The 25282-nt window shown below is 67.3% G+C and carries 26 protein-coding genes and 1 pseudogene; 23 read left to right on the top strand and 4 right to left on the bottom strand.

What is annotated here, in order from left to right; all coding sequences use genetic code 11:
- The first annotated feature begins 48 nt into the window (after window positions 1-48).
- From EPL04_RS06635 to EPL04_RS06615, 5 genes are all read left to right on the top strand, one after another.
- Window positions 49-732, top strand: coding sequence for a hypothetical protein (locus tag EPL04_RS06635; RefSeq protein WP_134670548.1), 684 nt, complete (start codon window positions 49-51; stop codon window positions 730-732).
- Window positions 733-796: 64 nt separating this feature from the next.
- Complete coding sequence (locus EPL04_RS06630) at window positions 797-1900, top strand: ATP-NAD kinase family protein (RefSeq protein WP_134670547.1); 1104 nt, start codon at window positions 797-799, stop codon at window positions 1898-1900.
- A 64-nt stretch (window positions 1901-1964) separates the two neighbouring features.
- The gene (locus EPL04_RS06625) at window positions 1965-2993 is read left to right on the top strand and encodes a phosphate uptake regulator PhoU (protein ID WP_134670546.1); all 1029 of its coding nucleotides are present in this window, start codon (window positions 1965-1967) and stop codon (window positions 2991-2993) included.
- A gap of 92 nt (window positions 2994-3085) precedes the next feature.
- Entirely contained in the window at window positions 3086-4594 is a 1509-nt protein-coding gene (locus EPL04_RS06620) for an ATPase domain-containing protein (protein ID WP_134670545.1), read from the top strand.
- Window positions 4594-5169: a DUF7504 family protein gene (locus tag EPL04_RS06615; RefSeq protein WP_134670544.1), complete on the top strand. Its 576-nt coding sequence runs from the start codon at window positions 4594-4596 to the stop codon at window positions 5167-5169. Before EPL04_RS06620 ends, EPL04_RS06615 begins: the two co-directional genes overlap by 1 nt.
- Before the next feature lie 28 nt (window positions 5170-5197).
- Here the strand turns inward: EPL04_RS06615 and EPL04_RS06610 are convergent, their stop codons facing one another.
- Entirely contained in the window at window positions 5198-5581 is a 384-nt protein-coding gene (locus EPL04_RS06610) for a DUF7528 family protein (RefSeq protein ID WP_134670680.1), read from the bottom strand.
- Window positions 5582-5958: 377 nt separating this feature from the next.
- Between EPL04_RS06610 and EPL04_RS06605 the strand changes: the two genes are divergently transcribed.
- From EPL04_RS06605 to EPL04_RS06580, 6 genes and pseudogenes are all read left to right on the top strand, one after another.
- Window positions 5959-6147, top strand: coding sequence for a DUF7525 family protein (locus EPL04_RS06605; RefSeq protein ID WP_134670543.1), 189 nt, complete (start codon window positions 5959-5961; stop codon window positions 6145-6147).
- A gap of 69 nt (window positions 6148-6216) precedes the next feature.
- A complete protein-coding gene (locus EPL04_RS06600) occupies window positions 6217-6441 on the top strand; it encodes a DUF7123 family protein (protein WP_134670542.1) in 225 nt (74 codons plus the stop codon).
- 38 nt (window positions 6442-6479) lie between these two features.
- The gene (locus tag EPL04_RS06595; protein ID WP_134670541.1) at window positions 6480-6902 is read left to right on the top strand and encodes a CoxG family protein; all 423 of its coding nucleotides are present in this window, start codon (window positions 6480-6482) and stop codon (window positions 6900-6902) included.
- Window positions 6899-7703: pseudogene (locus tag EPL04_RS06590) on the top strand (carbon-nitrogen family hydrolase). The gene EPL04_RS06595 and the pseudogene EPL04_RS06590 overlap by 4 nt, the downstream one beginning before the upstream one ends.
- Before the next feature lie 58 nt (window positions 7704-7761).
- Window positions 7762-8358: a twin-arginine translocation signal domain-containing protein gene (locus EPL04_RS06585; protein ID WP_134670540.1), complete on the top strand. Its 597-nt coding sequence runs from the start codon at window positions 7762-7764 to the stop codon at window positions 8356-8358.
- A 63-nt stretch (window positions 8359-8421) separates the two neighbouring features.
- Complete coding sequence (locus tag EPL04_RS06580) at window positions 8422-9003, top strand: DUF7344 domain-containing protein (RefSeq protein WP_134670539.1); 582 nt, start codon at window positions 8422-8424, stop codon at window positions 9001-9003.
- Between the two features lie 51 nt (window positions 9004-9054).
- On the opposite strand, the gene EPL04_RS06575 is transcribed toward EPL04_RS06580, so the two are convergent.
- Window positions 9055-9471, bottom strand: a complete 417-nt coding sequence (locus EPL04_RS06575) for a DUF7344 domain-containing protein (RefSeq protein WP_134670538.1) — start codon at window positions 9469-9471, stop codon at window positions 9055-9057.
- A 128-nt stretch (window positions 9472-9599) separates the two neighbouring features.
- On the opposite strand from EPL04_RS06575, the gene EPL04_RS06570 reads away from it, so the two are divergent.
- Complete coding sequence (locus EPL04_RS06570; RefSeq protein ID WP_134670537.1) at window positions 9600-10838, top strand: DUF7504 family protein; 1239 nt, start codon at window positions 9600-9602, stop codon at window positions 10836-10838.
- Window positions 10839-10985: 147 nt separating this feature from the next.
- On the opposite strand, the gene EPL04_RS06565 is transcribed toward EPL04_RS06570, so the two are convergent.
- Entirely contained in the window at window positions 10986-12524 is a 1539-nt protein-coding gene (locus EPL04_RS06565) for an aldehyde dehydrogenase family protein (protein WP_134670536.1), read from the bottom strand.
- 91 nt (window positions 12525-12615) lie between these two features.
- Entirely contained in the window at window positions 12616-13428 is an 813-nt protein-coding gene (locus tag EPL04_RS06560) for an RIO1 family regulatory kinase/ATPase domain-containing protein (RefSeq protein WP_134670535.1), read from the bottom strand.
- A 121-nt stretch (window positions 13429-13549) separates the two neighbouring features.
- On the opposite strand from EPL04_RS06560, the gene EPL04_RS06555 reads away from it, so the two are divergent.
- From EPL04_RS06555 to EPL04_RS06505, 11 genes are all read left to right on the top strand, one after another.
- Window positions 13550-14299: a proteasome assembly chaperone family protein gene (locus EPL04_RS06555; RefSeq protein ID WP_134670534.1), complete on the top strand. Its 750-nt coding sequence runs from the start codon at window positions 13550-13552 to the stop codon at window positions 14297-14299.
- A 125-nt stretch (window positions 14300-14424) separates the two neighbouring features.
- The gene (gene trmB, locus EPL04_RS06550; protein WP_134670533.1) at window positions 14425-15480 is read left to right on the top strand and encodes an HTH-type sugar sensing transcriptional regulator TrmB; all 1056 of its coding nucleotides are present in this window, start codon (window positions 14425-14427) and stop codon (window positions 15478-15480) included.
- 154 nt (window positions 15481-15634) lie between these two features.
- Window positions 15635-17077, top strand: a complete 1443-nt coding sequence (locus EPL04_RS06545; protein ID WP_134670532.1) for a sulfatase-like hydrolase/transferase — start codon at window positions 15635-15637, stop codon at window positions 17075-17077.
- Between the two features lie 146 nt (window positions 17078-17223).
- Window positions 17224-18672: an extracellular solute-binding protein gene (locus tag EPL04_RS06540; RefSeq protein WP_134670531.1), complete on the top strand. Its 1449-nt coding sequence runs from the start codon at window positions 17224-17226 to the stop codon at window positions 18670-18672.
- 61 nt (window positions 18673-18733) lie between these two features.
- Window positions 18734-19762, top strand: a complete 1029-nt coding sequence (locus EPL04_RS06535; RefSeq protein WP_134670530.1) for a carbohydrate ABC transporter permease — start codon at window positions 18734-18736, stop codon at window positions 19760-19762.
- Between the two features lies 1 nt (window position 19763).
- Entirely contained in the window at window positions 19764-20753 is a 990-nt protein-coding gene (locus tag EPL04_RS06530; protein ID WP_134670529.1) for a carbohydrate ABC transporter permease, read from the top strand.
- A gap of 2 nt (window positions 20754-20755) precedes the next feature.
- Window positions 20756-21949, top strand: a complete 1194-nt coding sequence (locus EPL04_RS06525) for an ABC transporter ATP-binding protein (protein WP_134670528.1) — start codon at window positions 20756-20758, stop codon at window positions 21947-21949.
- On the top strand, window positions 21949-22152 hold the full coding sequence (locus EPL04_RS06520; protein ID WP_134670527.1) for a hypothetical protein: 204 nt from the start codon (window positions 21949-21951) through the stop codon (window positions 22150-22152). Before EPL04_RS06525 ends, EPL04_RS06520 begins: the two co-directional genes overlap by 1 nt.
- A 124-nt stretch (window positions 22153-22276) precedes the next feature.
- Window positions 22277-23350: a Gfo/Idh/MocA family protein gene (locus tag EPL04_RS06515; protein WP_134670526.1), complete on the top strand. Its 1074-nt coding sequence runs from the start codon at window positions 22277-22279 to the stop codon at window positions 23348-23350.
- 71 nt (window positions 23351-23421) lie between these two features.
- Window positions 23422-23964: a class IV adenylate cyclase gene (cyaB, locus tag EPL04_RS06510; RefSeq protein WP_134670525.1), complete on the top strand. Its 543-nt coding sequence runs from the start codon at window positions 23422-23424 to the stop codon at window positions 23962-23964.
- A gap of 90 nt (window positions 23965-24054) precedes the next feature.
- The gene (locus EPL04_RS06505; RefSeq protein WP_134670524.1) at window positions 24055-25266 is read left to right on the top strand and encodes a methionine adenosyltransferase; all 1212 of its coding nucleotides are present in this window, start codon (window positions 24055-24057) and stop codon (window positions 25264-25266) included.
- Window positions 25267-25282 lie beyond the last annotated feature (16 nt).

Below are 25282 nucleotides of genomic sequence, written 5' to 3'. Positions count from 1 at the left end.
CGCCCGACGAAGCGGCCGTAAGAGCCGCCTAAGGGCGGGAGTAGACCAATGACACAAGAGTATCAGCAATCACCGACCAGCGGCCAGCAGACGTACGGCGCCCAACCGACCCAGCAGTCCGGCCACCAGCAGTCGACAGGACAGATGGGCCACCAATCGATGGGCCAGACGAGCCAACAGCCGACGGGCCAGTCCCAGAGGATGCAGGGCCAGACCGGCGGACAGATGGGCGGCGCACACCGGACGACACACCAGCAGGTCGGCCAGCAGTTCGAGGCCGAGATCACCCCGGAGCTCAACGAGGCGCTCGAATCGTTCGACCGCGTCGTCGAGATCGCGTCGTGGTGCGCCGACAAGTGCATCGAGAGCGGACCGCAGATGGCCGAGTGCGCCCGGCTGTGTGATGACCTCTCCGAGCTGGCTGAGCTAAACGAGAAACTGATCGCCCGCGACTCGATCAACGGCCCGGAGGTCGCAGAGACCTTCCTGCGAATCGCCCGCCAGGGGATGCCGATCCTCCAACAACACCAGCAGTCCCCGCACGTTCAGGAGACGTTTCAGGCGGTCAACTTCGCGATCGACTCGACCGAGAAGCTCCTGAAATCCATCGGCGGTCCGCAGGAGGCGGCCGGCCAGCAGGGGTTCCAGGAGCTGACAGAGAGCCACCAGTCCCAGGGCCAGCAGACCCAGACGCCACAGCCCCAGTCGTTCCAGGGCGGCCAGTCGTACTGACCCCGACGTCGCTCATTTTTCTGGGACCGGACGGCTTTTGCGACCGACGGCCGTAGCCACGCCCATGCGACGTATCGGCGTAGTCGTCAATCCGATCGCGGGGATGGGCGGCCGCGTAGGGCTGAAGGGCACCGACGGCAAGGTCGAGGAGGCCCGCGAACGCGGCGCCGACCCGCGCGCTCCCGACCGGGCGCGGGCGGCGCTGGCGGCGCTCGGCGAACGGGCGCCCGACGCCGAGATCGTGACCTACGGCGGGGAGATGGGCGAGCGGGCGGCCGAGGCGGCGGGGTTCGATCCCGAGATCGTCGGCGACCCCGCGAGCACGGAGACGAGCGCCGGCGACACCCGCGACGCCGTCCGGGCGTTCGCCGAAGCCGGCGTCGACCTCGTCCTCTTCGTCGGCGGGGACGGCACCGCGGTCGACGTGGCCCAGACCCTCGTGGACCTCGACGCCGACGTCCCGATGCTCGGCGTCCCGGCCGGCGTGAAAGTGTACTCGGCGGTGTTCGCGGTCACGCCCGAGGCCGCGGGCCGGGTCGCCGCCGACTTCGACCGGACCGAGCGACGTGAGGTGAACGACATCGACGAGTCGGCCTACCGCGAGGGCGAGGTCCGGGCCGAACTGAAGGCGCTCGCGACGGTGCCGGTCGCCGAGGACCTCCAGTCGAGCAAGCAGGTCGGCGGCGGCACGGTCGAGAGCCTCGCCGAGGGGGTCGCCGACGACGCCCGCGCCGAGTCAGAACGGCAGGCCGGCGACGGTGCGAGCGAGCGAGCGACCTACGTCCTCGGGCCGGGCGGGACGGTCGGCGCGATCAAGGAGGCGCTCGGCTTCGAGGGCTCGCCGCTCGGCGTCGACGTGTGGCGGGACGGCGAGGTGCTCGTCCGGGACGCCAGCGCCGACGAGATCCTCTCACATCTCGGCGAGCGCAACGTGGTCGTGGTCTCGCCGATCGGCGGGCAGGGGTTCGTCTTCGGCCGGGGCAACGATCAGATCTCGCCGGACGTGCTCGGGCGCTCGACCGTCGAAGTCGTCGCCTCGAAGCGCAAGCTCGACGACATCGGCGTCCTCCGAGTCGATACGGGCGACGAGGCGGTCGACGAGTCGCTCCGTGGATGGCGGAAGGTCCGGGTCGGCCGGTTCGAGCGCCGGATGATGAAGGTGGAGTAGCGTCGAAGGGGCAATAAGTGGCATCTAGGGAAGCTTAAGGTGCTCGCTCTCTGACTAGGGGCGTATGGAGACGCGGAAGGTCCAACGGCTCGGCCCCTCGACGCTGGCGATGACGCTCCCGGCGGAGTGGGCCTCGGAGAACAGCGTGGAGAAAGGCGACGAGGTGTCGCTCCGGATGGGCGGCAAGGGGACCCTGACGGTCCTGCCGGAGTCGGCCCACACCGAAGAGTCCGAAGCGGTCATTCACGCGGAGAACCTCGACGCGGACGCGGTCGAGCGCGCCATCGTCGCCCAGTACGTACTCGGACGGCGGGTGATCCACGTCGAGAGCGAGGACACCCTCGAGAGTGCACACATCAACGCGGTGTACAAGGCCGAGACCCAGCTCATGGGACTGGGCGTGGTCGAAGAGACTCCCGACAGCATCGCCATCCGGTGTTCGGTCGACCCCGAGGACTTCAACCTCGACAACCTGCTCGAACGCCTCGAGAACACGGGCTCGACGATGCGCGGAGAGGCGGTCAAGGCGCTCGCCCACGGCAACCCTGATCTGGCCCAGCGGGCGCTCAACCGCGAGCGTCAGGCGAACAAGATCTTCGTGCTGTTGCTCCGGCTGATCTTCACCGCCTACCAGAACCCGGTGTTGGCTCGGGCGGTCGACCTCGACACCGGCTTCCCGCTCATCGGCTATCGCTCGATCGCGAAGAACCTCGAACTCACCGCGGACAACGCCGAGGACATCGCGGAGATCGTCCTCGAATCCGACAGTCACACCCTCGACGTCGACGGCCAGACGATGCGGCGCATCCGGGAGTTCACCGATCAGGTCGACGAGATCACCGCGCTCGCGGTCGAAGCCGCGGTCGAGCGCGACTACGACAAGACCCGTGAGGTCGGCGCGCTGTTCCACGAGATCGGCGACCGGGAGTCCGACATCCTCTCGGATCTGCCCGAGATGGACAACGACTCGCTGCTGGCGGTCCGGGAGGTGCTGGTCAGCCTCCAACAGACCGCCCAGTACGCCGTTCGGAACGCCGAGATCGCCGCGAACCTCGCGCTGAACGAGGAGAGCGAGCACACGACGATCAACTGAGCCGCCGTCCGGTCCGGTGGGCGATCGCCGACACCGATCGCGGCTCTCTGCGTTCCCGCAGATTTTTACGCGCTTGGTTCGACCGTTGGTCAATGACAGACGCGACGGGCAGTACCGTGTTAGACAGAGCGCTGAACGGCGGGCTTCCCGAGGGGCGGACCGTGCTGGTCACCGGCGGCCCGGGCACGGGCAAATCGACGCTGGGAATGCAGTTCCTGCAGGCCGGCCTCGAGGCGGGCGAGCGCTGCCTGTTCGTCAGCACCGAACAGACCGACGAGGAGGTGCGGGCGTCGTTCGAGTCGTTCGCGTTCGATCTCGACCACCCCGACCTCACGCTCACGTCGCTCCACGCCCGGTCGGGCGAGACGCTCGAAGACGACGAGGAGGTGTTGACCCTCCAGACGCTCGACGGCGGGCCAACGCTCGACGACAACTACGCGGCGCCGTTCGAACCCCAGTACATCGTCGAAGAGCTCTCGTCGTACGGACCGGTCGACCGCGTGGTGCTCGACAGCGTCTCGGGGCTGTCGGCGATGGGCGAGGACTACGACACCTACCGCCGGGCGGTGTTCGACCTCGTCAGGCTGTTCAACGACGAGTTCGGCGCGACCGCCATGCTGACCGCAGAGCAGAGCGAGGCCACCGGCTCGGTCGAGGGCACCCAGTCGGTCGCGGCGTCCGACGCGATCCAGTTTAACACCCACGGCGTGATCCGACTGTGGCGCGAGAACGTCGAGGGCGACTACCACCGGTTCGTGGAGGTGATGAAGATGCGCGGGGTCGATCACGACACGCGGGTCTTCGAACTGGGCTTCGACGACGCGGGGCTCCGGACCTACCCGCGGATGCGGACCCACCCCGGCGAGTTCCGGCCCGACGAGTACTTCGAGACGGGGATCGAGGGCCTCGACGCGCTCATGGGCGGGGGCGTCGCGCTCGGGGGGAGTCTCCTGTTGCAACACGACGGTCAGGCCAGCCCTCACTCCGTGCTGACGAACCTGATCGCCCGGGCGATCGAGGCGGACATGTCGATCCTGATCGTCCCGCCGGTCGAACTCCCCCCCAAGCGGCTCCGGTCGATCATCGACGAACGGGTCGGGGACATGGACGACCTGCTGAACGACGACCGGCTCTTTCTGCTCGACTACACTAACATCTGGGAGAACACCAGACGCAACGTGTTCAAGCCGGTCGCCCACGACGACGAGACCACCGAGAGCGTCTTCCGGACGGTCCAGGATCGGTCGGCCGACCGGCCGGTGTTGAGCCTCGTCAACATCGAGGCACAGCTCCCGGTCCTCGACGAGGACGAGCTCCGTCGAGTCCGCTTCTGGGAGGAGGAGAACTTCTACCGACCCGGCGACACCTCGGTGTACTTCTTCAATCCGAAGACGGTCGGCGAGGAGCTGTCGATGTTCTACAAGAACGGCGCGTGGCAGGTCCTGCGGACCTGGATCGACGCCACCGGGCTCCAGTACGTCAAGCTCGAAAAGTCCCCGAGCGGCTACATGGGCTCGACGCGGCTCGTCGAGTACACCGACGACGAGCCGTACATGACCGTTCAGTCGCCGCCCCGTCCCGCCGACGGGGGTGGCCGCTGATGGCCGACGCCTCCGACGGGGCGGTCGGTCCGGGGACGAATCACCTCGTTCTGAGCGATCGGATGAACCCCGAGCGCGTGCGGTTGTGCTACCGTCTGCTGACGGCGCCTTCGGTCGACCCCTCCGAGATCAACGTGATTCAGGTCTCGTACACGAAGTCGGCCGAGGACATCGTCGCCGAGTGGCGAGAGCACGTCGGGACCCTTCCGGCGAACCTCTACGTCGTCGCGACCCAGAGCAGTCGGGGGCTCAACGACGAGTCGCCGGTCGAGGAGAACGTGACGGTCGTGACCGCCCATCCCAACGATCTGACGGGGCTCGCGATGCGACTGCGAGACATCGTCAAAGAGGGGCTGTCGGACGACCGGCCGCTCACCGTGGGGTTCGACTCGCTCACGCCGTTGCTCGAGTACAACGACGTCCAGTCGACCTACAAGTTCCTGCACATGTTCACCGGGCGGCTCGCCGAGGTGAACGCCGTCACTCACTTCCACCTCGATCCGAACGCGTTCGAGGACAAGACGGTCCACAAGCTCAAGACGCTGGTCGACCAGATTCACTCCCTCGAAGAGTAAGTCCGGCCCGTCGTCGGGCCGCGGTCGGTCAGTCCGCGCTCGCGAGCTCGCCGTCCTCGCTCGCCGCCGCCTCGGTGGTCTTCTCTGCGGTCAGCGGGTTCCGTCGGGTGATCCCGCAGTCGAACGCGGGGTGCTCGGCGAAGTGACGCACCAGCATGTGGCGCCGCGAGCCCGTGATCCCGGTCCGGCCGACGTGGTCGGCGGTGAACTCCGCGGGGAGCCGGTCGAACATCCGGCGCAACGCGCCGAAGCTCTCGAACACCTTGGAGTTGCCCGCCGAGTCGGCGCCCCGCCGGGACACCTCGTAGGTGCCGTCCTCGCGGTGGACGCCCGCGGTCCGGAAGAACTCCCGGCGCTCGGTCAGCGCGGACCCGACCGCCTCCTGCAGGTCCGCGGCCTCGTCTCTACTCAGTTCGTAGTCGTCACCGTCGACCGCCAGAACTATCGATTCACCGTCTCGTCGTACCGTTACGTCGTTCTCATCGACCGAGAAGAACTCGATCAGGAGCCTGAACACTCCGGGTCATGTACTCGTATCTCTTACCTCGGGCATTAAAGTTCTACCGGCGAGCGCAAAGGTTACGCCGACGCGTCCGTCCTCGCGGGGTTCGACGGCTCGCAAGCCCGTGTGGTGGCGAGCGCAGACTTCGACGGGCGGGGCTCGGAGTACTCCGGGCATACCGTCGAGTAACGGTGGGTTGGGGCTACGCCGTCGCGGGCGAGGCCGGCGACGCGAGGTCTGGGCGGCGAGTAGAATGAACTAAGTTGGGGCCGGCGAAAGCACTCGGCATGGCCGAACACGAGACGGTTTCGACCGACAAAGGTATCGGACTCGCCACGCTGTTCACGCTGTTGGCCGTCGTCGCCGCCGGGGCGATGCTCCTCACGCCGGGGAGCCAACTCGCCGCGTGGGGGTTCGCGGGTGCGATGATCGGCGGCGTACTCGCGGTCGCGGCCGTCCACCTCTTCTGGCGGTAACCGGGTCGGGCACGTTTCTCGCCGGGCGGGAAATCGTTAAGGGTGCGAGCGCCCTATAGGGCGGTGAGGATGACTGACTACACCGACGAGGAACGGCGCATTATCGCGTACCTCAGCGAGAGCGTCTCGCGCGGAGAGCGATACTTCCGCGCGAAGAACATCGCCGAGCAGCTTGGTCTGTCGTCCAAACAGGTCGGTGTTCGACTCCCGCGGCTCGCCGAGAAGACCGAGGAGGTCGACATCGAGAAGTGGGGGCGTGCGCGCTCGACGACGTGGAAGGTAACGCCGAGTTAGTCCGGCGGCTTTTTGGCGGCGTGGCCCCAAGGCCCGATATGACAGTCCGGGTGGAGCGGACGTTCGAGCTCGACGTACCGCCGGAAGACGTGTGGGAATTCATCTCCGACCCGGAGCGACGGGCAAGCGTCATCAGCGTCGTCAAAGATTACGAGCGGACGGGCGAACACTCCTCGATCTGGCACATCTCGGTCCCGATTCCCTTTCTGGACGCGACCGTGGAGGTCGAGACCGAGGACGTCGAACGCGACCCGCCGACCCACGTCAAGTTCGTCGGCAAGTCCTCGGCGCTCCGAGTGACCGGCGAACACGAGATACAGGAGACCGAGACCGGGAGCCGGCTCGTGAACCAGTTCGTCGTCGAGGGCAGGGTCCCCGGCATCGAGGGTTACTTCAAGAAGAACCTCGACGACGAACTCGACAACCTCGAAGACGCCCTCAGCGAGGAGGCGACCGCGTGAGGCTGGCGCTGGCCCAGCTCGACGTCGAGTCGGGCGCGGTCGAGCGCAACCGACGGCGGGCGCTCGACGCCGTCGGCGCGGCCGCCGACCGGGGCGCTGATCTCGTGGCGTTGCCCGAGATCTTCAACGTCGGCTACTTCGCGTTCGACGCCTACGCCCGGGCCGCCGAACCCCTCGACGGGCCGACCCTCTCGGCGATCGCCGACGCCGCCGCCGACCGCGACGTCGCGGTGCTGGCCGGGAGCATCGTCGAGGACCTCGCCGAGACGGAGGGCGTCCAGACGCCGGCCGACGAGGGGCTGGCCAACACCTCGGTGCTGTTCGATCGGGACGGGATCCGGCGGACGGTGTACCGCAAGCACCACCTCTTTGGCTACGAGTCCGCCGAGGCCGAACTGCTGGTCCCGGGCGAGTCCCTCGGCGTCGCGAGCCTCGACGGCGCGACCGTCGGGATGACTACGTGCTACGATCTGCGGTTTCCGGAGCTGTACCGCGAACTCGCCGAGCGCGGCGCCGACCTGATCGTGGTGCCGAGCGCGTGGCCGTACCCCCCGGGTCGAACACTGGAAGCTCCTCCCGCGGGCCCGCGCGGTCGAGAACCAACTGTTCGTCGCGGCCGTCAACGGCTCGGGGTCGGACGACGACGCCACGTTGCTCGGACGGTCGACGGTGTTCGACCCGTGGGGGACCGCGCTCGCGAGCACGGGCGACGAGCCCGACCTCGTGGTGACGGACGTCGACCTCGACCGGGTGGGTCGGGTCCGCGAGGAGTTCCCGGCGTGGCACGATCGGCGGCGCTGACAGCTCACTCAGCGTACGAAAACGCCTATCCTCGTCGTCGCTGTACGACAGGCCCGTAATGGGGGGATCTGATCCGGAACGGACGCGGGGGGTATCGCTCGATCGCCGGACGTTCGTGAAACGGAGCGCCGCGGGGTCGGTGGGCGTCGGTCTCGGCCTCGGATTCGGCTCCCAAGACGAGTCGACGCCCGAGGAGTCGGGCATCCAGACCTACGACTTCGTCGTCCCGGAAGACTCGGTGCCGGGGACCAGTTACGTCAACAAGTTCCTGTTCGTGACGGCTTCCCGGCGCGAGCGTGAGTCGGTCCCGTTCGCGGGGTGTTTCGAACGGACCGAGGAGCGAGACGTGGACAACTTCGACGAAGGGGCGTACGTGTGGGACGGCGTCGTGGTCGACGCCACCGACTCGCTCCAACTGTTCGGCGGGGACGATGCTCTCGAACGGATACGCCGGATGCTCGAAGGCGACGTGGAGTTCCCGGACGCGCTCACCGGAGGGATCGGGAGCGTCACGGAGACGAGGCTTTTCACGCCGGTTTCGGCCGGCGCTCTCCCGCTCGACGAGGGCTACCGGGTGGTCGGCGGCGAGAACTGTGACGCCGGCTACGTCCGACTCGAAGCTCACGAGCTCGCCGAAGAAGTGACCGGGAACTGAGTCGGTCGGCCGTCGAAACCCGAACGTTAATTACTCTCTGTACAAATATACGACAATAGACAGATGTCTGGGGCGGTAAGTGGAACCGACTCCGGGACCGTCGACGGCGACCGGAGCACGGCCCGACCCTCGCGGGACGCGATGTTCGACCTGCTCGGAAACGCGCGTCGTCGGCGGACGCTCCGCCACCTGCTGGACGAGTCGCGCATCTCGATCACCGACCTCAGCGCCCGGATCGCCGCGTGGGAAAACGACACGACCGTCGAGGCGGTCTCTGGACGCCAGCGCAAGCAGGTGTACTCCTCGCTCTACCAGACCCACGTCCCGCGGCTCGACGACCACGGGCTGGCGCGCTACGACGCCGACGACCGCGTTGTCGAACTGACCGGCGACGCCGCGTACCTCCGGCGGTTCCTCGACGTGACCGAGCCGGCCCGGCCCCGAGACACCCGCCGGTGGAGCCGGTATTTCTTCCTCACCGCGGTCGTCGGCAGCGCGGTGATCGCGGGCCACTGGCTGGGGACGACGCCGGCGACCCACCTCGCGACCGAGGACCTCTACGGCCTGCTCACGGTGGCGTTCATGATGCTCAGCGTCTCGTTCGTGATGGCGGTCGAGGGCCGGAAGATTCTACAGTCCGAGTGAGACCGGTGAGGAGACGGGGCGGTCCGGAGCGATGCGCCGGCGAACGTCCGCTCAGTCGTCCAGTTCTATCGTCCGACAGACGTCCAGAAGCGTCTCGACCGTTTCCGGTGGCCAGGAGTAGCTGATCGCGCCGGTCCGGTCGTCGTACTCGACGATGCCCGCCTCAGAGAGTTTCGGGAGGTGGACGTGGTACAGGTCGGTCTCGATGCGATCGGCGCCCTCGCTCGACACCTCGTCGACTGACACGCCCATCTGGCGGGCCGCCAGCTCCCTCGCGAGCCCCGACACCGTCTCCGGATCGCGCTCGGCCAAACAGTAGAGCGCGTCGCGACGGCGCCGGTGGGCCAGCGCGTTCAGCGTCGCGTCGAGCCGCGAGCGCGTCTCGTCGGACGCCAACCGTTCGGCGAGGTCGAGCGGCGTTTCCGGATCGAATGTGTCCTCGTCGCGGCCGCGACCGTTGTCAGCCATTACTGGTCGGGACGTGACGGACGATCATAAATCACCGGAACCGGACAGCCGCCCCGCGTCGGACCGATCGTCGCGAACAAACGAACGATGGATATTCACCGCTGTAGTCCCGAGTACAGCCAACCAGAATGAACGAGAGGTCCCCGCCTGACCCCGCTCCCCTCGTCGACGCGGCTCGCAGGACGTGTCACGACCCCCGGAGCGACCGCCCGGTCACCACAACAGTCATCGAGACCGTCGCGGCGGCGGCCGACGCTGACTCGCTCGAGTTACCCCCGCTGTACGAGCAGGTCAGTCCGGACGCGCTAAACGAGTTCGTCGCGTCCGCGACCGACGGGTCCGACCACGCCGGCCACGTCACGGTCGCGTTCCCGTTTCACGACCGGCTCGTCTCCGTGACCCGAGCGGGTCGGATCGGCGTTTCGAGCCCGGTCGCGCGCGACGCCCGCCGCGAGCGGCTCCGCCCCGAGCCCACCGTCGGGGACTCGGTCGTCGTCCACCGAGCCGACGACGACGAACGGCTGTCCAAGGGCCTCCTGAGAGCCGTCGCGAGCACGACCGGACTCGAACCGGCCGCCGTGACAGACCGATTCGCGGACCTCCTCGGAACCGACGCGATCGACACCCTGTTTCGGCCGAGAGCGAACGACCGCCGCCGGGAGGTCGGTGCGGTCTGGTTTCCGTTCCGGAAGTACGACGTGACCGTGTTCGCCGATCGGACGATCGAGCTCCGGCCGACGCTGTCGCGGCTCAAGCGCACGGGCGGGAACGTGCTGGTCGTCGGGTCGGTCCCCGACGACGTGATCGGCGCCGTGAGCGCGCCGCTTCTCGGGGCCCCCGACCTCGATCGGACGCGGCTGATCGCGCTCCACGGGACGACCGTCGAGACCGCCTGCGCGCGCCTGCGGTCGGTCGAGACCACCGGAGCGGACGCACACGTCATCGACTCCCGGGCCAGCGCTCGCTCGGCGACGGCGGTCGACCCCGACACCGGCGTTCGCGTCTCGGAGGCGGACGGGGGCCTCGACGACCTTGCGACGAGGATCGACGACGCGATCGAGTCGTTCGAGCGCCAGTCGGAGCTCGACCCCGCCGAACTCCGCTTCTGTCTGGATTCGCTCGGCTCGCTCGCTCGGTCCCACGACTCGGCGGACGTCGCGTCGTTCCTCCGGTCGGTGATCCGGTCGGTCGATCGGGTCTCGGGGATCGGCCACTACGTCCTCCCGGCCCCGCGGGACGCCGAGGTCGTGCGGACGTTCGAACCGCTGTTCGACGCGGTCGTCGAGGTGGGCGTTGGCGCCGACGGTCCGATCCAGCGGTGGCATCTCGAAGCCGCGGGCTACACCACCGATTGGTTCCCCGCCTGAGGCCGCCGTCGGTCGGCTCGCGGCCGTCCCACCGGCTCACGAGCGAGACGGCGACCGAACCGCTCGCAGGGTCCACTCGCTTCTCGAAAACCGTCGGAGGCGTTCGCGTTCGGTCGGCCGAAAAATGCGCGCGATCGTCGCTCGGGATCAGTCGTCGCCGGAGGTCTTGATGTCCGCCGAGAGGCCCTGTGCCATCTCGATGTCCTTGCTGTTGTTCAGCGTCCAGGCGGTGCGCTCGGTGACGGCCTCGATGGCCTCGCGGGCGCTCGGATAGCCGTTGCCCGACTTCTTGACGCCGCCGAACGGGAGCTGGACCTCCGCACCGATACACGGCAGGTTCGCGTACGCCAGTCCGAGCTCCGCCTCGTCGCGGAACTGGTTGATCTGGCGGTAGTCCTCGGAGATGACGGCCCCGGCCAGCCCGTAGGGGGTGTCGTTGTGGATCTCCATCGCGCGGTCCATGTCGCCCGAGTACTCGATGAGCGCGACGTGGGGACCGAAGACCTCCTCCTGAATGCACCGGGGGTCCTCGTCGTAGTCGATCTCGTAGACGAACGGACCGACCCAGTAGCCGTCCTCGTGGCCGTCGGGGATCTCGCTGTCGTCGAGTTCCTCCCGGTCGACGAGCACGTTCGCGCCCTCCTCGCGGGCGAGGTCGTTGTACTTGCCGAACTTCTCGACCTGATCTTCGTTGACCATCGGCCCCATGAAGGTGTCCTCGTCGAGGGGGTCGCCGACCGACACGTCCTCGGCGAGATCGACGTAGCGCTCTTTGAACTCGTCGTAGACGTCCTCGTGGACGATGAGCCGCTCGCTGGAGACACACCGCTGGCCGGTCGTCTTGAACGAGGACATGATCGCCGAGTGGACCGCGACGTCGAGGTCGGCCTCCTCGGTGACGACGATGCCGTTCTTGCCGCCCATCTCGCAGGCCGCGAGCTTGCCGGGTTCGCCGCCGACCTTGCCCGCGATCTTGTGTCCGACCTCGCTGCTGCCGGTGAACAGGACGGTGTCGACGCGCTCGTCCTCGACGATGGCGTTACCGGCGTCGCCAAAGCCCTGAACCATGTTGAAGACGCCGTCGGGGATGCCGACGTCCTCGAACATCTCGGCGATGATCTGACCGCACCACGGGGTCTGCTCGGCCGGCTTCCAGACGACCGTGTTGCCCTCTACGAGCGCGAGCGCCATGTGCCAGAACGGGATGGCGACCGGGAAGTTCCACGGGGTGATACAGCCGACGACGCCGCGAGGGCTCCGGCGCATGTAGGCGTCCTTGCTCGGAATCTCGGACGGGACCACGTCGCCGTGGGGGTGGCGGGCGTTGCCCGCGGCCCACTCGACCATGTGGGCGGCCTCGACAACGTCGGCTTTCCCCTCGGAGATCTCCTTGCCGCACTCTTTGGTGATGACTTCGCCGAGCTCGTCGGTGCGCTCGCGGAGCTCGTGGTAGATGTCCCAGAGGTACTCGGCTCGGTCGATGTACGACAGCGACGCCCACTCGTCTTCGGCCTCGGCGGCCTCGGCGAGCGCGGCGTCGACGTCGGTGGGCGTCCCGCGGTGGAACTCCCCGAGCGTCTCCTTGTTCGCCGGGTTCACGCTCTCGAACGTCTCGTCGCCGTCGCCGGTCGTCCACTCGCCGCCGATATAGTGCTCGTACGTCTGCTCGCTGGCTTGTTGGCTCATCTCTGGTCGAACGTGGAACCGCCATGATAAAAAAGACTCCCTATTCCGGCCGAACGATCCGGAACCCCCCGTCGCGTGGCTCGACCCGGCCTCAGCCGGCGCTGTTGGCCTCCGCGAGCTTCTCGATTTCGGCTTTGACCTCGACCGCGTCGAAGTCGTGGTCGGGGCGGATGTTCACGAAGTCGAGAAACTCCCGAGCCGCGAGCAGTTCGTCGGACGAGTAGTGGTCGGTCGCCGCCGCGACCGCGGGGCTCGCGCCGATCAGGGGTTCGAGCGCCGCGAGCGCGCACGCGAGATCGTACGAGCGGGCCTCCGCGAGCCCGTTCTCGCGGACGTTGGTCGCGTCGATGAAGTACACTTCCTCGTCGCGGACCAACACGTTCTCGCCCCGGAGGTCGCCGTGGGCGAGCCGATGATCGTGCATCGCCGCCAGCGCCCCGAACACCTCGGGGGCGAACCGCCGGACAGCATCCGGATTCATCTCGTCGAGCGGCCGGAACTCCGGGAGGTACTCCATCACGAGGACGCCCATCCCGTCGACCTCGAACGTCTCGACCGGCGCGGGGACGTTCACCCCGATCTCGCGCATTCGCCGGGTGGCGTCTAGTTCGTGGTCGGCCATCTCCATCGGGTCGTCGAAGTGCTCGAAGAACCCTTCGGTGCCCGACGAGAACACCCCGAGGTTGCGCGCGCCGGTGAAAAGCGCGTGGACCAGCGAGTTCTGTTCGGTCACGATCTTCACGAACCACCGGTCGTCGACGACCGCGGGCGTCGAGAGCCAGTTGTCGGCGTCGAGAAACTCGACGCGGACCGTCGGCTGGTCGTACCGCCGAGCCACCTCCGCGAAGACGGTCTCGAGTCGCTCCCACTCGATGGTTCCCCGAACCAACCGCCGGATGCTCATCGGCTACGGATTCGCGGGCGTCACTCATAAAGTCATCCGCCCGAACGGCGGCCGCGGCCCGACGTCGGTCCCGACCCGTAGCCTACAAAGAACTAACCGACCGGTCTCCGTACACGTCGGTATGGCAACCGATCCATCGGCCCCACCGCGGGCGGCCTCGTTCGAAGTCAACGCCGAAACCGCCGACGAGACGCTGATCGCGGGGTTCTCTCAGTTCGGTCTCGCGGGGCTGACCGCGGTCGACTACCTCGTCGACCACTTCGAGTTCGAGCCGGTCGGCAACGTCACCGCCGACCGGCTTCCCGCGATCACGCCCTTCGAGAACGGCCGGCCGCGCCACCACACCCGGCTGTTCTCGCACGCCGACCGCGACCTGACGGTGCTCGTCGGCGAACTGTTCGTCCCGGCGTGGGCCGCCGAGTCGCTCAGTGAGGCGGTCCTCGAGTGGACACGGACCAACCGGGTCGAGGAGATCGCGATCCTCCAGGGGATGACGATCCCGCACGCTCCTGAGGAACACGAGGTGTTCTACGTCGCGACCGACGACTACCGCGACCACCGGCTCGGGGACGCCGACGTCACGCCGATGGCTCAGGGGTTCCTCGACGGGGTGAACGCCGAACTCGTCGCCCGGGGGCTCGAATCGTCACTCAGGACCGGGGTGTACCTCACGCCGGTCCACTCGCAGGCGCCAGACGTCGAGGCCGCGATCCGACTCCTCGATGCGGTTTCGTCGGTCTACGGTCTCGAACTCGACACCGGGCCCCTCGAAGCGTTCGCCGGGGAGATCCGCGAGTACTACGAGGAGCTTTCGAAGCGGCTCGCCGAGCAGACTCAGGCCGAGGTTCCGGACGATCGGATGTACATGTGACGGTGACTCGCCCCGAAACGCGTCGGCGACCTACCGGGTCCGGACGCTAATGCAACCCGGTTTCGAAAGCCGGTGCTACTCGAAAGTGGGTAAACCATTTACCGCTCGGGTGTGACCGCCCACCTATGACCTCCGACGACCTCCACGCGACGATCGAACGGGTGGGCGAGCGGTTCGACCTCGGGGAGTACGAGATCGACGCCTACCTCACCGTCCTCGAACACGGCGATCTCACGGCGAGCCAGATCGCCGACTGGACCGACATCCCACAGCCGCGGGTGTACGACACGGTCCGGAGCCTCAGCGACCGCGGACTCGTCGAACTCCGGGAGTCGCGCCCGATGAAAGTCATCGCGGTCGACCCCGACGAGGCGTTTTCGGGCGTCCAGTCGTCGCTCTCGGAGATGGTCTCTGAGCTCGAAGCCCGCTACACCGCGCCGGCCCGCGACACCGAGGCGGTGTCGCTGGTGAAGTCCCGGTCGACGATCCTCCGGTACTTCGAAGACGTGATCGAGGCGGCCGAGTTCGAGCTCGCGCTCTCGCTGACGCCGGACCTCCTGGCGCGCTTCGAGGACCGACTCGCCGACGCCGTCGACTCGGGGGTCAGCGTCGAACTGCTGGTCACGCCGGCCTCCGAGGCGCCCGACCCCGACGAGTACGAGTACCTCGACGTGGCGACGACCGCCCGCGCGCGCCGGGGGATCACCACGCCGGTCGTGGCGGTCGCGGACGGCGAGTACTCGATCTACGCCACGCAGGACGCCCTGCGCGACGACGAGGACCGGTACGGCGTCATCTTCAATCGGTCGGCGCTGGGCTTTCTGGTCTCGGGCTTTTTCGGCACCGTGCTCTGGACCACCGCCGAGCGCACGCTCGCGGCCGACGGCGAGGACCGCCCGTTCCCCCGGCGCTACGCCTCCATCCGTCGGTGTGTCAAAGAGTTGCAGGCGCTCGGGGGGGACTTCTACGCCACCATCGAGGGTCGGGACATCGAGACCGGATCGACGCGCGTGATCGAAGGAGAGGTCGTGGGCTTCTCGTTCGAGGGCGGCGAGCGCGTCGCCGGCATGACCGTCGAGACCGACGCCGGCGAGGTCACCGTCGGCGGACAGGTCGCCGCGATCGAGGACATAGAGGCTCACGAAATCATGATCGGTCGGGACGGCCCGCCCGAGCGCTGACCGTCCGGGAGTCTCGGCGGACCCAAGGGGACGCCCCGCGGGGCCGTCCAGACTCCCACGTCGCTTATCCGGTGTGACGGCGTAGCCCCGTCATGCCAGTCGATCCCACGATAGCGGCCGACTCGTCGGGACGGACCCGCCGGAGGTGTAGGGGGTGACCGACCGTCGCGATATCCTGCTGTTGCTGACCGACCAGGAGCGCTACGACGTCTCGGCCCCCGACGGGCCCGCCGTCGACACGCCCGCGATGGATCGCCTCGCACGCGAGGGCGTCCGGTTCGAGGACGCGTACACGCCGATCGGCATCTGTTCGAGCGCGCGCGCGTCGCTGTTGACCGGGCTCTACCCGCACAATCACGGGATGCTCAACAACTGCCACGAGCCCGACGCGATCCGGCCCAACCTCCCCGAGGACCACGTCACGTTCGGCGAACTGCTCGCTGACGCCGGCTACGCGAACAGCTACGCCGGGAAGTGGCACGTCGGTCGCGACCAGCGCCCGGAGGACTTCGGGTTCGAGACGCTCGCGCGCGAGGACACGACCGAAGCCGACGGCGGGTTCGCGGCCCACCAGCGCGCGCACGGCGTCGACCCCGACGGGATCGAACTCGAAGACGAGATCTACGCCGAGTACGCCGGCGAGGACCTCCTCGTGTCCGCGACGACGCCGGTCCCGAAGGAGGCCACCCTGACCTACTATCTCGCCGAAGTCACCGTCGACCGACTGGAGTCGGCGGCGTCGGGCGACGAGCCGTTCTTCCACCGGACGGACTTCCCGGGGCCCCACCATCCGTACGTCGTCCCCGAGCCGTACGCCTCGATGTACGACCCCGACGAGATACCCCGATGGGGAAACTACGCCGAGACGTTCGACGGAAAGCCGTACGTCCACGAGCAACACCTCGCCTACCGCGGCGTCGAGGGGTTCGACTGGGAGACGTGGGCGCGGGCGATCAGCCACTACTTCGGGTTCGTGACGTTCATCGACGAGCAGATCGGCCGCGTCCTCGACGCGATGGATCGGCTGGGGCTCGACGAGGACACCGTCGTCGTCCACAGCGCCGACCACGGAGACTTCACCGGGAGCCACCGGCAGTTCAACAAGGGCCCGCTGATGTACGAGGAGGTGTACCACATTCCGCTCGTGGTCCGGTGGCCGGACGCCGCCGACGCGGGCCGGACGGTCGAGGAGTTCGTCGGCCTGCACGATCTGATGCCGACGTTTTGCGCCCTCGCCGGCGTGGACTCACCGTCGAGCGTCGACGGCCGGAGCCTCGTTCCGCTACTCACCGGGGACGCCCCGGACGACTGGCGCGAGCGCTTGGTCGCCGAGTACCACGGCGAGGAGTTTGGCCTGTACAGCCAGCGAATGGTCCGGGCGGGCGACTACAAGCTGGTGTACAATGCCTTCGACACCGACGAGCTGTACGACCTCGCCGAGGACCCCCACGAGCTTCGGAACCTCGTCGACCATCCCGACTACCGCGAGGTGTACCGGGAGTTACGGTCGGAACTGGGCGAGTGGATGGACCGGACCGACGACCCCATCGGCCCGTGGACCCGGAGGGTACTGGACAAGTCGGCGGACTCGCAGTGACAGCCCAACCGAGACGACTCGGCGTCTCGGCCCCGGGCCCGTGGACCTGAGCCGGTCGCGGCCCCGTTCGCGGCGGGGGACGGCCGTGGCGCGCGTCGGTTCGCTCGTTAGTTATAAGTTCCGTTCTATTGTTGAAGTATGAGGGAATGTCTCACAGACACACAACGCGGGGCGAGCGGACCGACAGGGGGGTTACCCGGCGGCGATTCATCCAGGCCACCGGCGCGACCGGGGCGGTCGCGGCGTTCTCGGGGTACGCCCGCGCCCAGGACGACACCACCGTGGTCCAGTTCGCCTCCGACAGTCTGGCGAACGACAACAGCGAAACGCTCCAGCAGGCGCTGTACGACGCCGGCCTGTCAGAGAACATCGAACTGGACATCATCGCCGGCGCGTGGGAGACCGGCAGGCGACAGAACCAGTACCAGCAGTGGCTCTCGGCCGGCCGAAACGAGCCGGACCTGCTGATGATGGACAGCGGCTGGACCCAGCCGTTCATCGCACGCAAGCAGGTCCAGAACATGAGCGATCTCCTCCCGTCGGATCTCCAAGAGACCGTCAACTCCGACTATCAGGCCCGAGCGGTCGACAGCGTGACGGGGCCGGAGGGCGATCTGTACGGAGTTCCGATGTTCCTCGGCGTCCCGACGATGAACTACCGCAAGGATCTGGTCGAGGACGCCGGCTACGACACCAGCGGCTGGCAGACCGAGCCGCTGTCGTGGGAAGAGTTCTCGCAGGTCACCAGCGACGTGCTCGACCAGAACGACGACATCGACTACGGATTCACCTTCCAGGGGAAGGCCTACGAGGGGCTTGCCTGCTGTAACTTCAACGAGTGGATGAGCTCGTATGGCGGGGCGTACTTCGGGGACCTCGACAACCTGTTCGGGCCGATCGGCGACCGGCCGATCACGATCAATCAGGATCAGGTCGTTCGGTCGCTCCGGATGGTCCGGACGTTCATCAACGGCTCGGACGACCCGGTCGCGCTCGACGGGTTCGCCGGAGATATCGCGCCGGAGGCCGTCCTGCAGTGGTCCGAAGAGCCCTCGCGCCAGCCGTTCACCAACGGCAACGCCGTGATGCACCGCAACTGGCCCTACGCCATCAACATCAACGGCAGCGAAGACGAGGGATTCGGCGAGGATCTGGGCACGATGCCGATCCCCTACGGGGTGTCGCCCGACGAGGCCGAATACGAGGGCACCGGCGGGGCGGCCGCGGCGCTCGGCGGCTGGAACCTCACCGTGAATCCGAACTCCCAGAAGAAAGACGCGGTCGTCGCGGTCATCGAGGCGATGTCCACCGACAGCTATCAGGCCGCGCAGTTCGAGGCGGTGGGATGGTTGCCGCCGAAACCGGCGGTGTACGACTCCGAGACGGTCCGGAACGTGCCCGTGCTGGGCCGGTACATCGACACGATCAAGGTGTCGGTCGAGAACGCGATCCCGCGGCCCGCCACCGCGGTCTGGCCCCAGGAGTCCGAGCAGATCGCCCAGACGGTCAACAGCGTTCTCGCTCAGGAGTCCGAACCGGCGCCCGCGCTCGACCAACTGGCCGCGACCGTCGAGCAGATCGAACAGAGCGTCTGATCACCTCGTTCGAGAGTTCACATGACAGTCGGTGACGACGCATGAATCGGAGGGACCGCTGATGGGCGCAGAATCCGGCGAGACGCTTCGGGGCGGCGACAGGGGCGGCCCCTACGCCGCGACGGTCCGGTGGATGGAGAACCTGAGCGAGACGCAGTTCGCCTACCTGCTTTTGGTCCCGACGTTTCTCATCCTCGGACTCATTGCGTTCTGGCCGCTCGTTCGCACGTTCGACATGGCGTTGCACGCCGACGCGCTCGTCGGCCGGGCGCAACTCGGCGAGTACGTCGGTCTGAACAACTTCGTCGAACTGCTGACCGGCGAGCGCGACGCCTTGCTGGTCCGGCCGCTGTTGCCCGACGTCGCCGTCGACGCGACGTTCCCGTTCGTCCACTTCGACAACCTGTTCGTCAGCGCCATCTCCGCGACGCTGATCTTCAGCGTCGTCAGCGTGGCGTTCGAGACGGTGATCGGGTTCGGGCAGGCGCTCGTGCTCGATCAGGACTTCCGGGGCCGTCGGTGGGTCCGGGTCGCCATCATCATCCCGTGGGCGGTTCCGATCGTGATTCAGGGGATGATCTTCTACCTCATGTTCCAGCCCGGCATCGGCTTCGGGGTCGACCTCGTCCAGCAACTCCCGTTTTTCTCGTTCTCGGAGACGCCGCTGGCCAACCCGGTCGACTCGATGGTCATCATCATCGTCGCCGACGTCTGGAAGACCTCGGCGTTCATGGCGTTGCTCATCCTCGCGGGCCTCCAGAGCATCGACCGGAGCCTCTACGACGTGGCCCGCGTCTCGGGAGCCTCGAAGTGGCAACAGTTCAAGTACATCACGCTACCGCTCGTGTTCCCGACGGTGATGGTCGCGATGCTGTTTCGGACCATCGCCGCGATGCGCATCTTCGGCGTCATCGAGACGGTCTCGGGCTGTAACGTGGTGCCGTCGCTGTCGTGTCTGGTCGTGACGACGTTCAGCAACCGGATGTACGGCACGGCCGCGGCCGTCGCGTTCCTGACCGCGGCGATCATCGGGGCGCTGGTGCTGGTCTACATCTACAACTACGCGACGAGCGGACAGGAGGGGATCTGAGATGGCGACCGAGACGCCGGTCGACGACGACGTCGACCGCGGCCCGTTCGAGCGGTGGGTTCGCCGAGTCATCAGGAACCCAGAGCGGGCCTACCGGGCGATGTTCTACACCGCCATGATCGTCTTCCTGTTCACGACGCTGTTCCCGTTTTACTGGCTGTTGGTGCTGGCGCTGACGCCGTTCAACCGGCTCGCGAACGTCGGGCTGTTCCCGAACGGGTTCAACCCCGAGGCGTTCGTCCGGATCTTCGAGATCCTGCCGTTCCACATCTACATGCTCAACAGCTTCATCCTCGCGGCGATGACGACCGTGTTCGTGCTGGTGATCGCGAGCCTCGCGGGCTACGTGTTCGGCCGACTCCAGTTCCCGGGCCGGGGGCCGCTCATGCTGGCGGTGCTCGCGATCTCGTACTTCCCGCCGGCGGCGTTCCTGTTGCCGCTGTTCCGACTGTTCAACGGCAACGTCACGATCGGGCTGTTCGGCGCGTCGATCTCGAGCCCGAACCTGTTCAACACGCCGTGGGCGATGGTGCTCCCGTTCAGCGCGCTGTTCATGCCGCTGTCGATCTTCATCCTCACGACGTTCTACGGCCAGATTCCCGACGGTCTGGAGGACGCCGCCCGCATCGAGGGGACGACCCGGCTCGGGGCGCTCTTCCGGGTGATCGTCCCGCTGTCGGCGCCCGGGGTCGCGACCGCCGGCGTGCTGACGTTCATCATGGTGTACAACGAGTTTTTCTTCTCGTTTCTGATGAACGACGGCCAGATCCCCGAGATGCTGTACGAGAGCGGCAAGCTCCTCTACCTCTCGAACGAGAACCACTGGGCGCCCCTCCTGAAGGGCATCCTCGGCTTCCAAGGCCAGTACACGCAACTGTACAACCTGATGGCCGCCGCGAGCATCGTCGGCGTGCTCCCCGTGGCGGTCCTCGTCGTGGTCGCACAGGAGAAGATCGTCAGCGGCCTCACGCAAGGCGCACTCAAAGAGTAACCATGGGACGAGTCACACTCAGCAACGTCACGAAACGCTACGGCGACGTCACCGCGGTCGAAGAGATGAACCTCGACATCCAGGACGGCGAGTTCGTCACCTTCGTCGGCCCCTCGGGGTGTGGGAAGTCGACCACGCTGGAGACGATCGCCGGACTGACCACCCCGACCAGCGGGACCATCACCATCGCGGGCCGGGAGGTCACGAACCTGCCGCCCAAAGACAGGGGGATCGCGATGGTGTTCCAGAACATCGCGCTGTTCCCGCACATGGACGTCTACGACAACGTCAGCTTCGGGCTCCGGCTCAGGGACTACCCCAAAGAGGAGATCGACCGCCGGGTCGAGCGCGCCGCCGACATCGTCCAGTTGGAAGGGATGCTAGAGCGGATGCCCGACGAGATGTCTGGCGGCCAGCGCCAGCGGGTCGCGATCGCGCGAGCGATCGTGCGCGAGCCCGAGGTGTTCCTGATGGACGAGCCGCTGGCGAACCTCGACGCGAAGCTCCGTGTCCACATGCGGACCGAACTCCAGCGGCTCCACAAGGAACTGGACACGACCATCATCTACGTCACCCACGATCAGGCCGAGGCGATGACGATGTCCGATCGGATCGCGGTCATCGACGGCGGCCACCTCCAGCAGATCGCGCCGCCGCTGACCTGCTACAACGAGCCGGCGAACCTGTTCGTCGCGGGCTTTATCGGGTCGCCCTCGATGAACTTCGTCGAGGCCGAAGTCACCGCGAGCGGACTCCTCACGCGGGACTTCGACGTGGAGTTCGACCCGACACAGCTCTCGGAGATCGCCGAGGGCGACGCGGTGACGCTCGGCGTCCGCCCCGAGGACGTCTACCTCCGCGAGGACCGCGAGACCGTCGCCAACCCGACCCAGCCGATCCCGGCTCGGACCGACGTGCTGGAGCCGATGGGCGACGAGATCTTCGTCTACCTCCTGACGGGCGACGGCGACGCACAGATGGAGATCGACGCCGAGGCCGAGGCGCCCCAGAACCAGCTCCTGATGAGCGTCGACCCGGCTTCGGACGTGGCGGCCGACACCGATGTCGAAGTGGTGCTCGACCGCGAGCGCATCCACCTGTTCGACACCGAGTCCGGCGAGGCGCTCAGCCACGGCCTCGAGTTCGCGACGGTCGAGCCCGGTCGGACCGGCACCGAAGCGGAGGGCGACGACTGATGGTGACGACTTTCGGGTGGTTCTATCTGGTCGGGGGCACCGTCCTGTTTTTCTTCTGGGCGTACGGCATCGTCTCGTTCGCGCTCGACGTGAAGAACAAGTTCGTTCCGGCGGCCAAGCAGTGGCGTGACTCGCGAAAGCGGGCGCGGGCCGACGCGGAGGCCGAGGCCGAACGCGAAGAGACCGAACGGCAGTTGTACTAGATGGTCGGGAAACGCGTCGTCCGGCGTCGGGTCGCGACCTATCGGGGGTCGCGACGTGACCGCGGCCTGACGAACGGGCGAAGGGAAACACCTAACAACAACTCACGGTTGGCTACGACTAGTTATGACTGGATCGAGTGAGTTGGTCCGGGTGGGGTTCGTCGGGTTGGGGAACATCGGTCACTACCACGCAGACCGCGTCGTCGAACTGTCGGGCGTCGACATCGCGGGCGGCGTCGACATCAACCCGGAGGCCCGGGCTCGCTTCGCCGAGAAGTACGGCGTCGAGTCGTTCGAGAGCTACGAGGTCCTCTACGAGTCGGATGTCGACGCGGTCGTGGTCACGACCCCGAACAAGTTCCACGAGGAGTACGCGGTGGCCGCGCTCCGGGCGGGCCTCGACGTCCTGCTGGAAAAGCCCCTCGCTCACTCGCTCGAGAGCGCCGAACGCATCGCGGAGGCGGCCCGCAACGCCGAGGGCTTCTGCATGGTCGGGTTCCACAACCGGTTTCGGAATCCGATCGAGGTCATCAAAGGGTACCAGGAGTCGGGACGGTTCGGCGAGACCCGTCACGTCGAGGCCAACATCGTCCGCCGGCGGGGGATCCCCGGCCGGGGATCGTGGTTCACGAACGACGACATCGCGGGCGGGGGCGCGCTCATCGACATCGGCGTCCACGCCATCGATCTGGCGCTACACTTCCACGACTTCCCGACCGTGACCGAAGTCACCGGCACCATCCGGTCGCAGTTCGGCTCCCGCGAGGACTACGCCTATCTGGAGATGTGGGGCGAGGACACCCAGTCGGGGGAGTTCTCGGTCGACGACTCGGTGAGCGCGTTCCTGCGGTGTGCGGACGGCAAGACGGTCTCGCTCGAAGTGGCGTGGGCCGCCAACCGCGCGCCGAACGAGGAGTTCGTGATCCGGGGCACCGACGCGGGCGCGTGCTTCGACAAGGCCGACGACTCGCTCACGCTCTACGAGACGGGCCGGCAGGGTACCGACCACTTCTCGGACTCCCAGATCGAGACGCGCCACGAGGACCCCCACAAGGCCGAACAGCGGAGCTTCTTCGACGCGGTTCGGACCGGAACCCCGCCCGGGCGAAACACGGTCGAGCAGGCCCTGGAGGTCCAGCGGGTCATCGACGGCGTCTACCGCTCGAACGCACAAGAGCGCGCGATCCAGCTGGGATAACCGCCAGGGACCGACGAGGCCGCCGACCGAAGCACAACCCCAAAGACGCCGACGCCCCGACTACCAGACGAATGTACGAGGTCGAACTGAAGGTCCGCGCCGACCACGACCGGGTCCGCGACCGACTCGCCGACCGCGACGCCGATCCCGTCGACGAGGTGACACAGATCGACACTTACTACGACGCGCCCCACCGCGAGTTCGCCGAGACCGACGAGGCCCTGCGGCTCCGAGAGGAGACGACCGCGGCCGGCGAGGCGTCCACCGAACTCACCTACAAGGGGCCGCTGGTGGAGGCCGAGTCGAAGACCCGCCGGGAGATCGAGACCGCGGTCGCCGACGGCGAGGCGACCGCGGAAATCTTCGAGGCGCTCGGGTTCGAGCCCGCGGCGACGGTCCGCAAGGAGCGCGAGCGGTTCGCCCTTGACGGCTACACCGTCACGCTCGACGCGGTCGAGGGGCTGGGCGAGTTCGTCGAGGTCGAGACCGACGCCGAGGAGAAGGGCGTCGAATCCGCCCGAGAAGGTGCGATCAAGGTGCTCGCGGCACTCGGACTCGACGCCGACGATCAGATCCGGACGTCGTATCTCGGCCTGTTGCTCGCCGGCGAGTGAGGCACTCGGGGCGGGAGATAACTATTAGTTATTTTACGGGGCGGAACCGTTTCCGCAAGTTATAGATTCCGGCGCCGGGAAGACCGAGTAATGACTGACAGGAACATCGAAGTCGAACCCATCGACCGACCGGCGGTCGAGGACCAGGAGATCGAGATCGTCGAGCGGAAGGGGCTGGGCCACCCCGATTCGATCTCCGACGGCATCGCCGAGAGCGTCTCTCGGGCGCTCGCACAGGCGTACCTCGACCGAGTGGGGAAGGTGCTCCACTACAACACCGACGAGACACAACTCGTCGCGGGCCGGGCCGATCCCGCGTTCGGGGGCGGGGAGATGATCGATCCGATCTATCTGCTCATCGTCGGTCGCGCGACCAAAGAGTACGAGGGCCTCACCATCCCGACCGGGAAGATCGCGCTGGAGGCGGCCCGCGAGTACATCGACGAGCACTTCCCCGAACTCGAGTTCGGGACCGACATCATCGTCGACGTGAAGCTCGGAGAAGGAAGCGGCGACCTCAAGGAGGTCTTCGGCGAGGAGGGCGCGACCGTTCCGATGGCGAACGACACCAGCTTCGGCGTGGGCCACGCGCCGCTGACCGAGACCGAACAGATCGTGTTGAACGCCGAACGCCGGCTCAACGGCGAGTTCGCCGACGACGACCCCGCGCTCGGTCAGGACGTGAAGATCATGGGCAAACGCGAGGGCGACAGCATCGACATCACGGTCGCGGCGGCGCTGATCGACAAGTACGTCGACGACCGCGCGGCCTACGACGAGACCGTCGAGTCGATCCGGGAGTTCGTCCGCGAGGTCGCGACCGAGTACACCGACCGCGAGGTGACCGTCTACGTCAACACCGCCGACACCGACGGCGAGGGCGAGGAGAACGTCTACCTCACGACCACCGGTACCAGCGCCGAGATGGGCGACGACGGCTCGGTCGGTCGGGGCAACCGCTCGAACGGGCTCATCACCCCGAACCGGTCGATGTCGATGGAGGCCACCTCGGGCAAAAACCCCGTCAACCACATCGGGAAGATCTACAACCTGCTCGGGACCCAGATCGCCGAGTCGGTCGTCGCCGAGGTCGACGGGATCCGGGACCTCCGGATCCGACTGCTCAGTCAGATCGGCCGCCCCATCGACCAGCCCCACGTCGCCGACGCGGAGGTCGTCACCGCCGACGGCGTCGCGCTGTCGGACATCGAGGCCGACATCGCGGCCATCATCGACCGCGAGCTCGCCGACGTCACCTCGATCACCGAGCGGGTGATCGACGGCGAGCTGTCGACGTTCTGAGGCGGGCGAGCGTCGT

This window comes from Halorussus marinus, assembly GCF_004521895.1.
Lineage (GTDB): Archaea > Halobacteriota > Halobacteria > Halobacteriales > Haladaptataceae > Halorussus > Halorussus marinus.
This window is presented reverse-complemented; position numbering and strand designations above follow the sequence as displayed.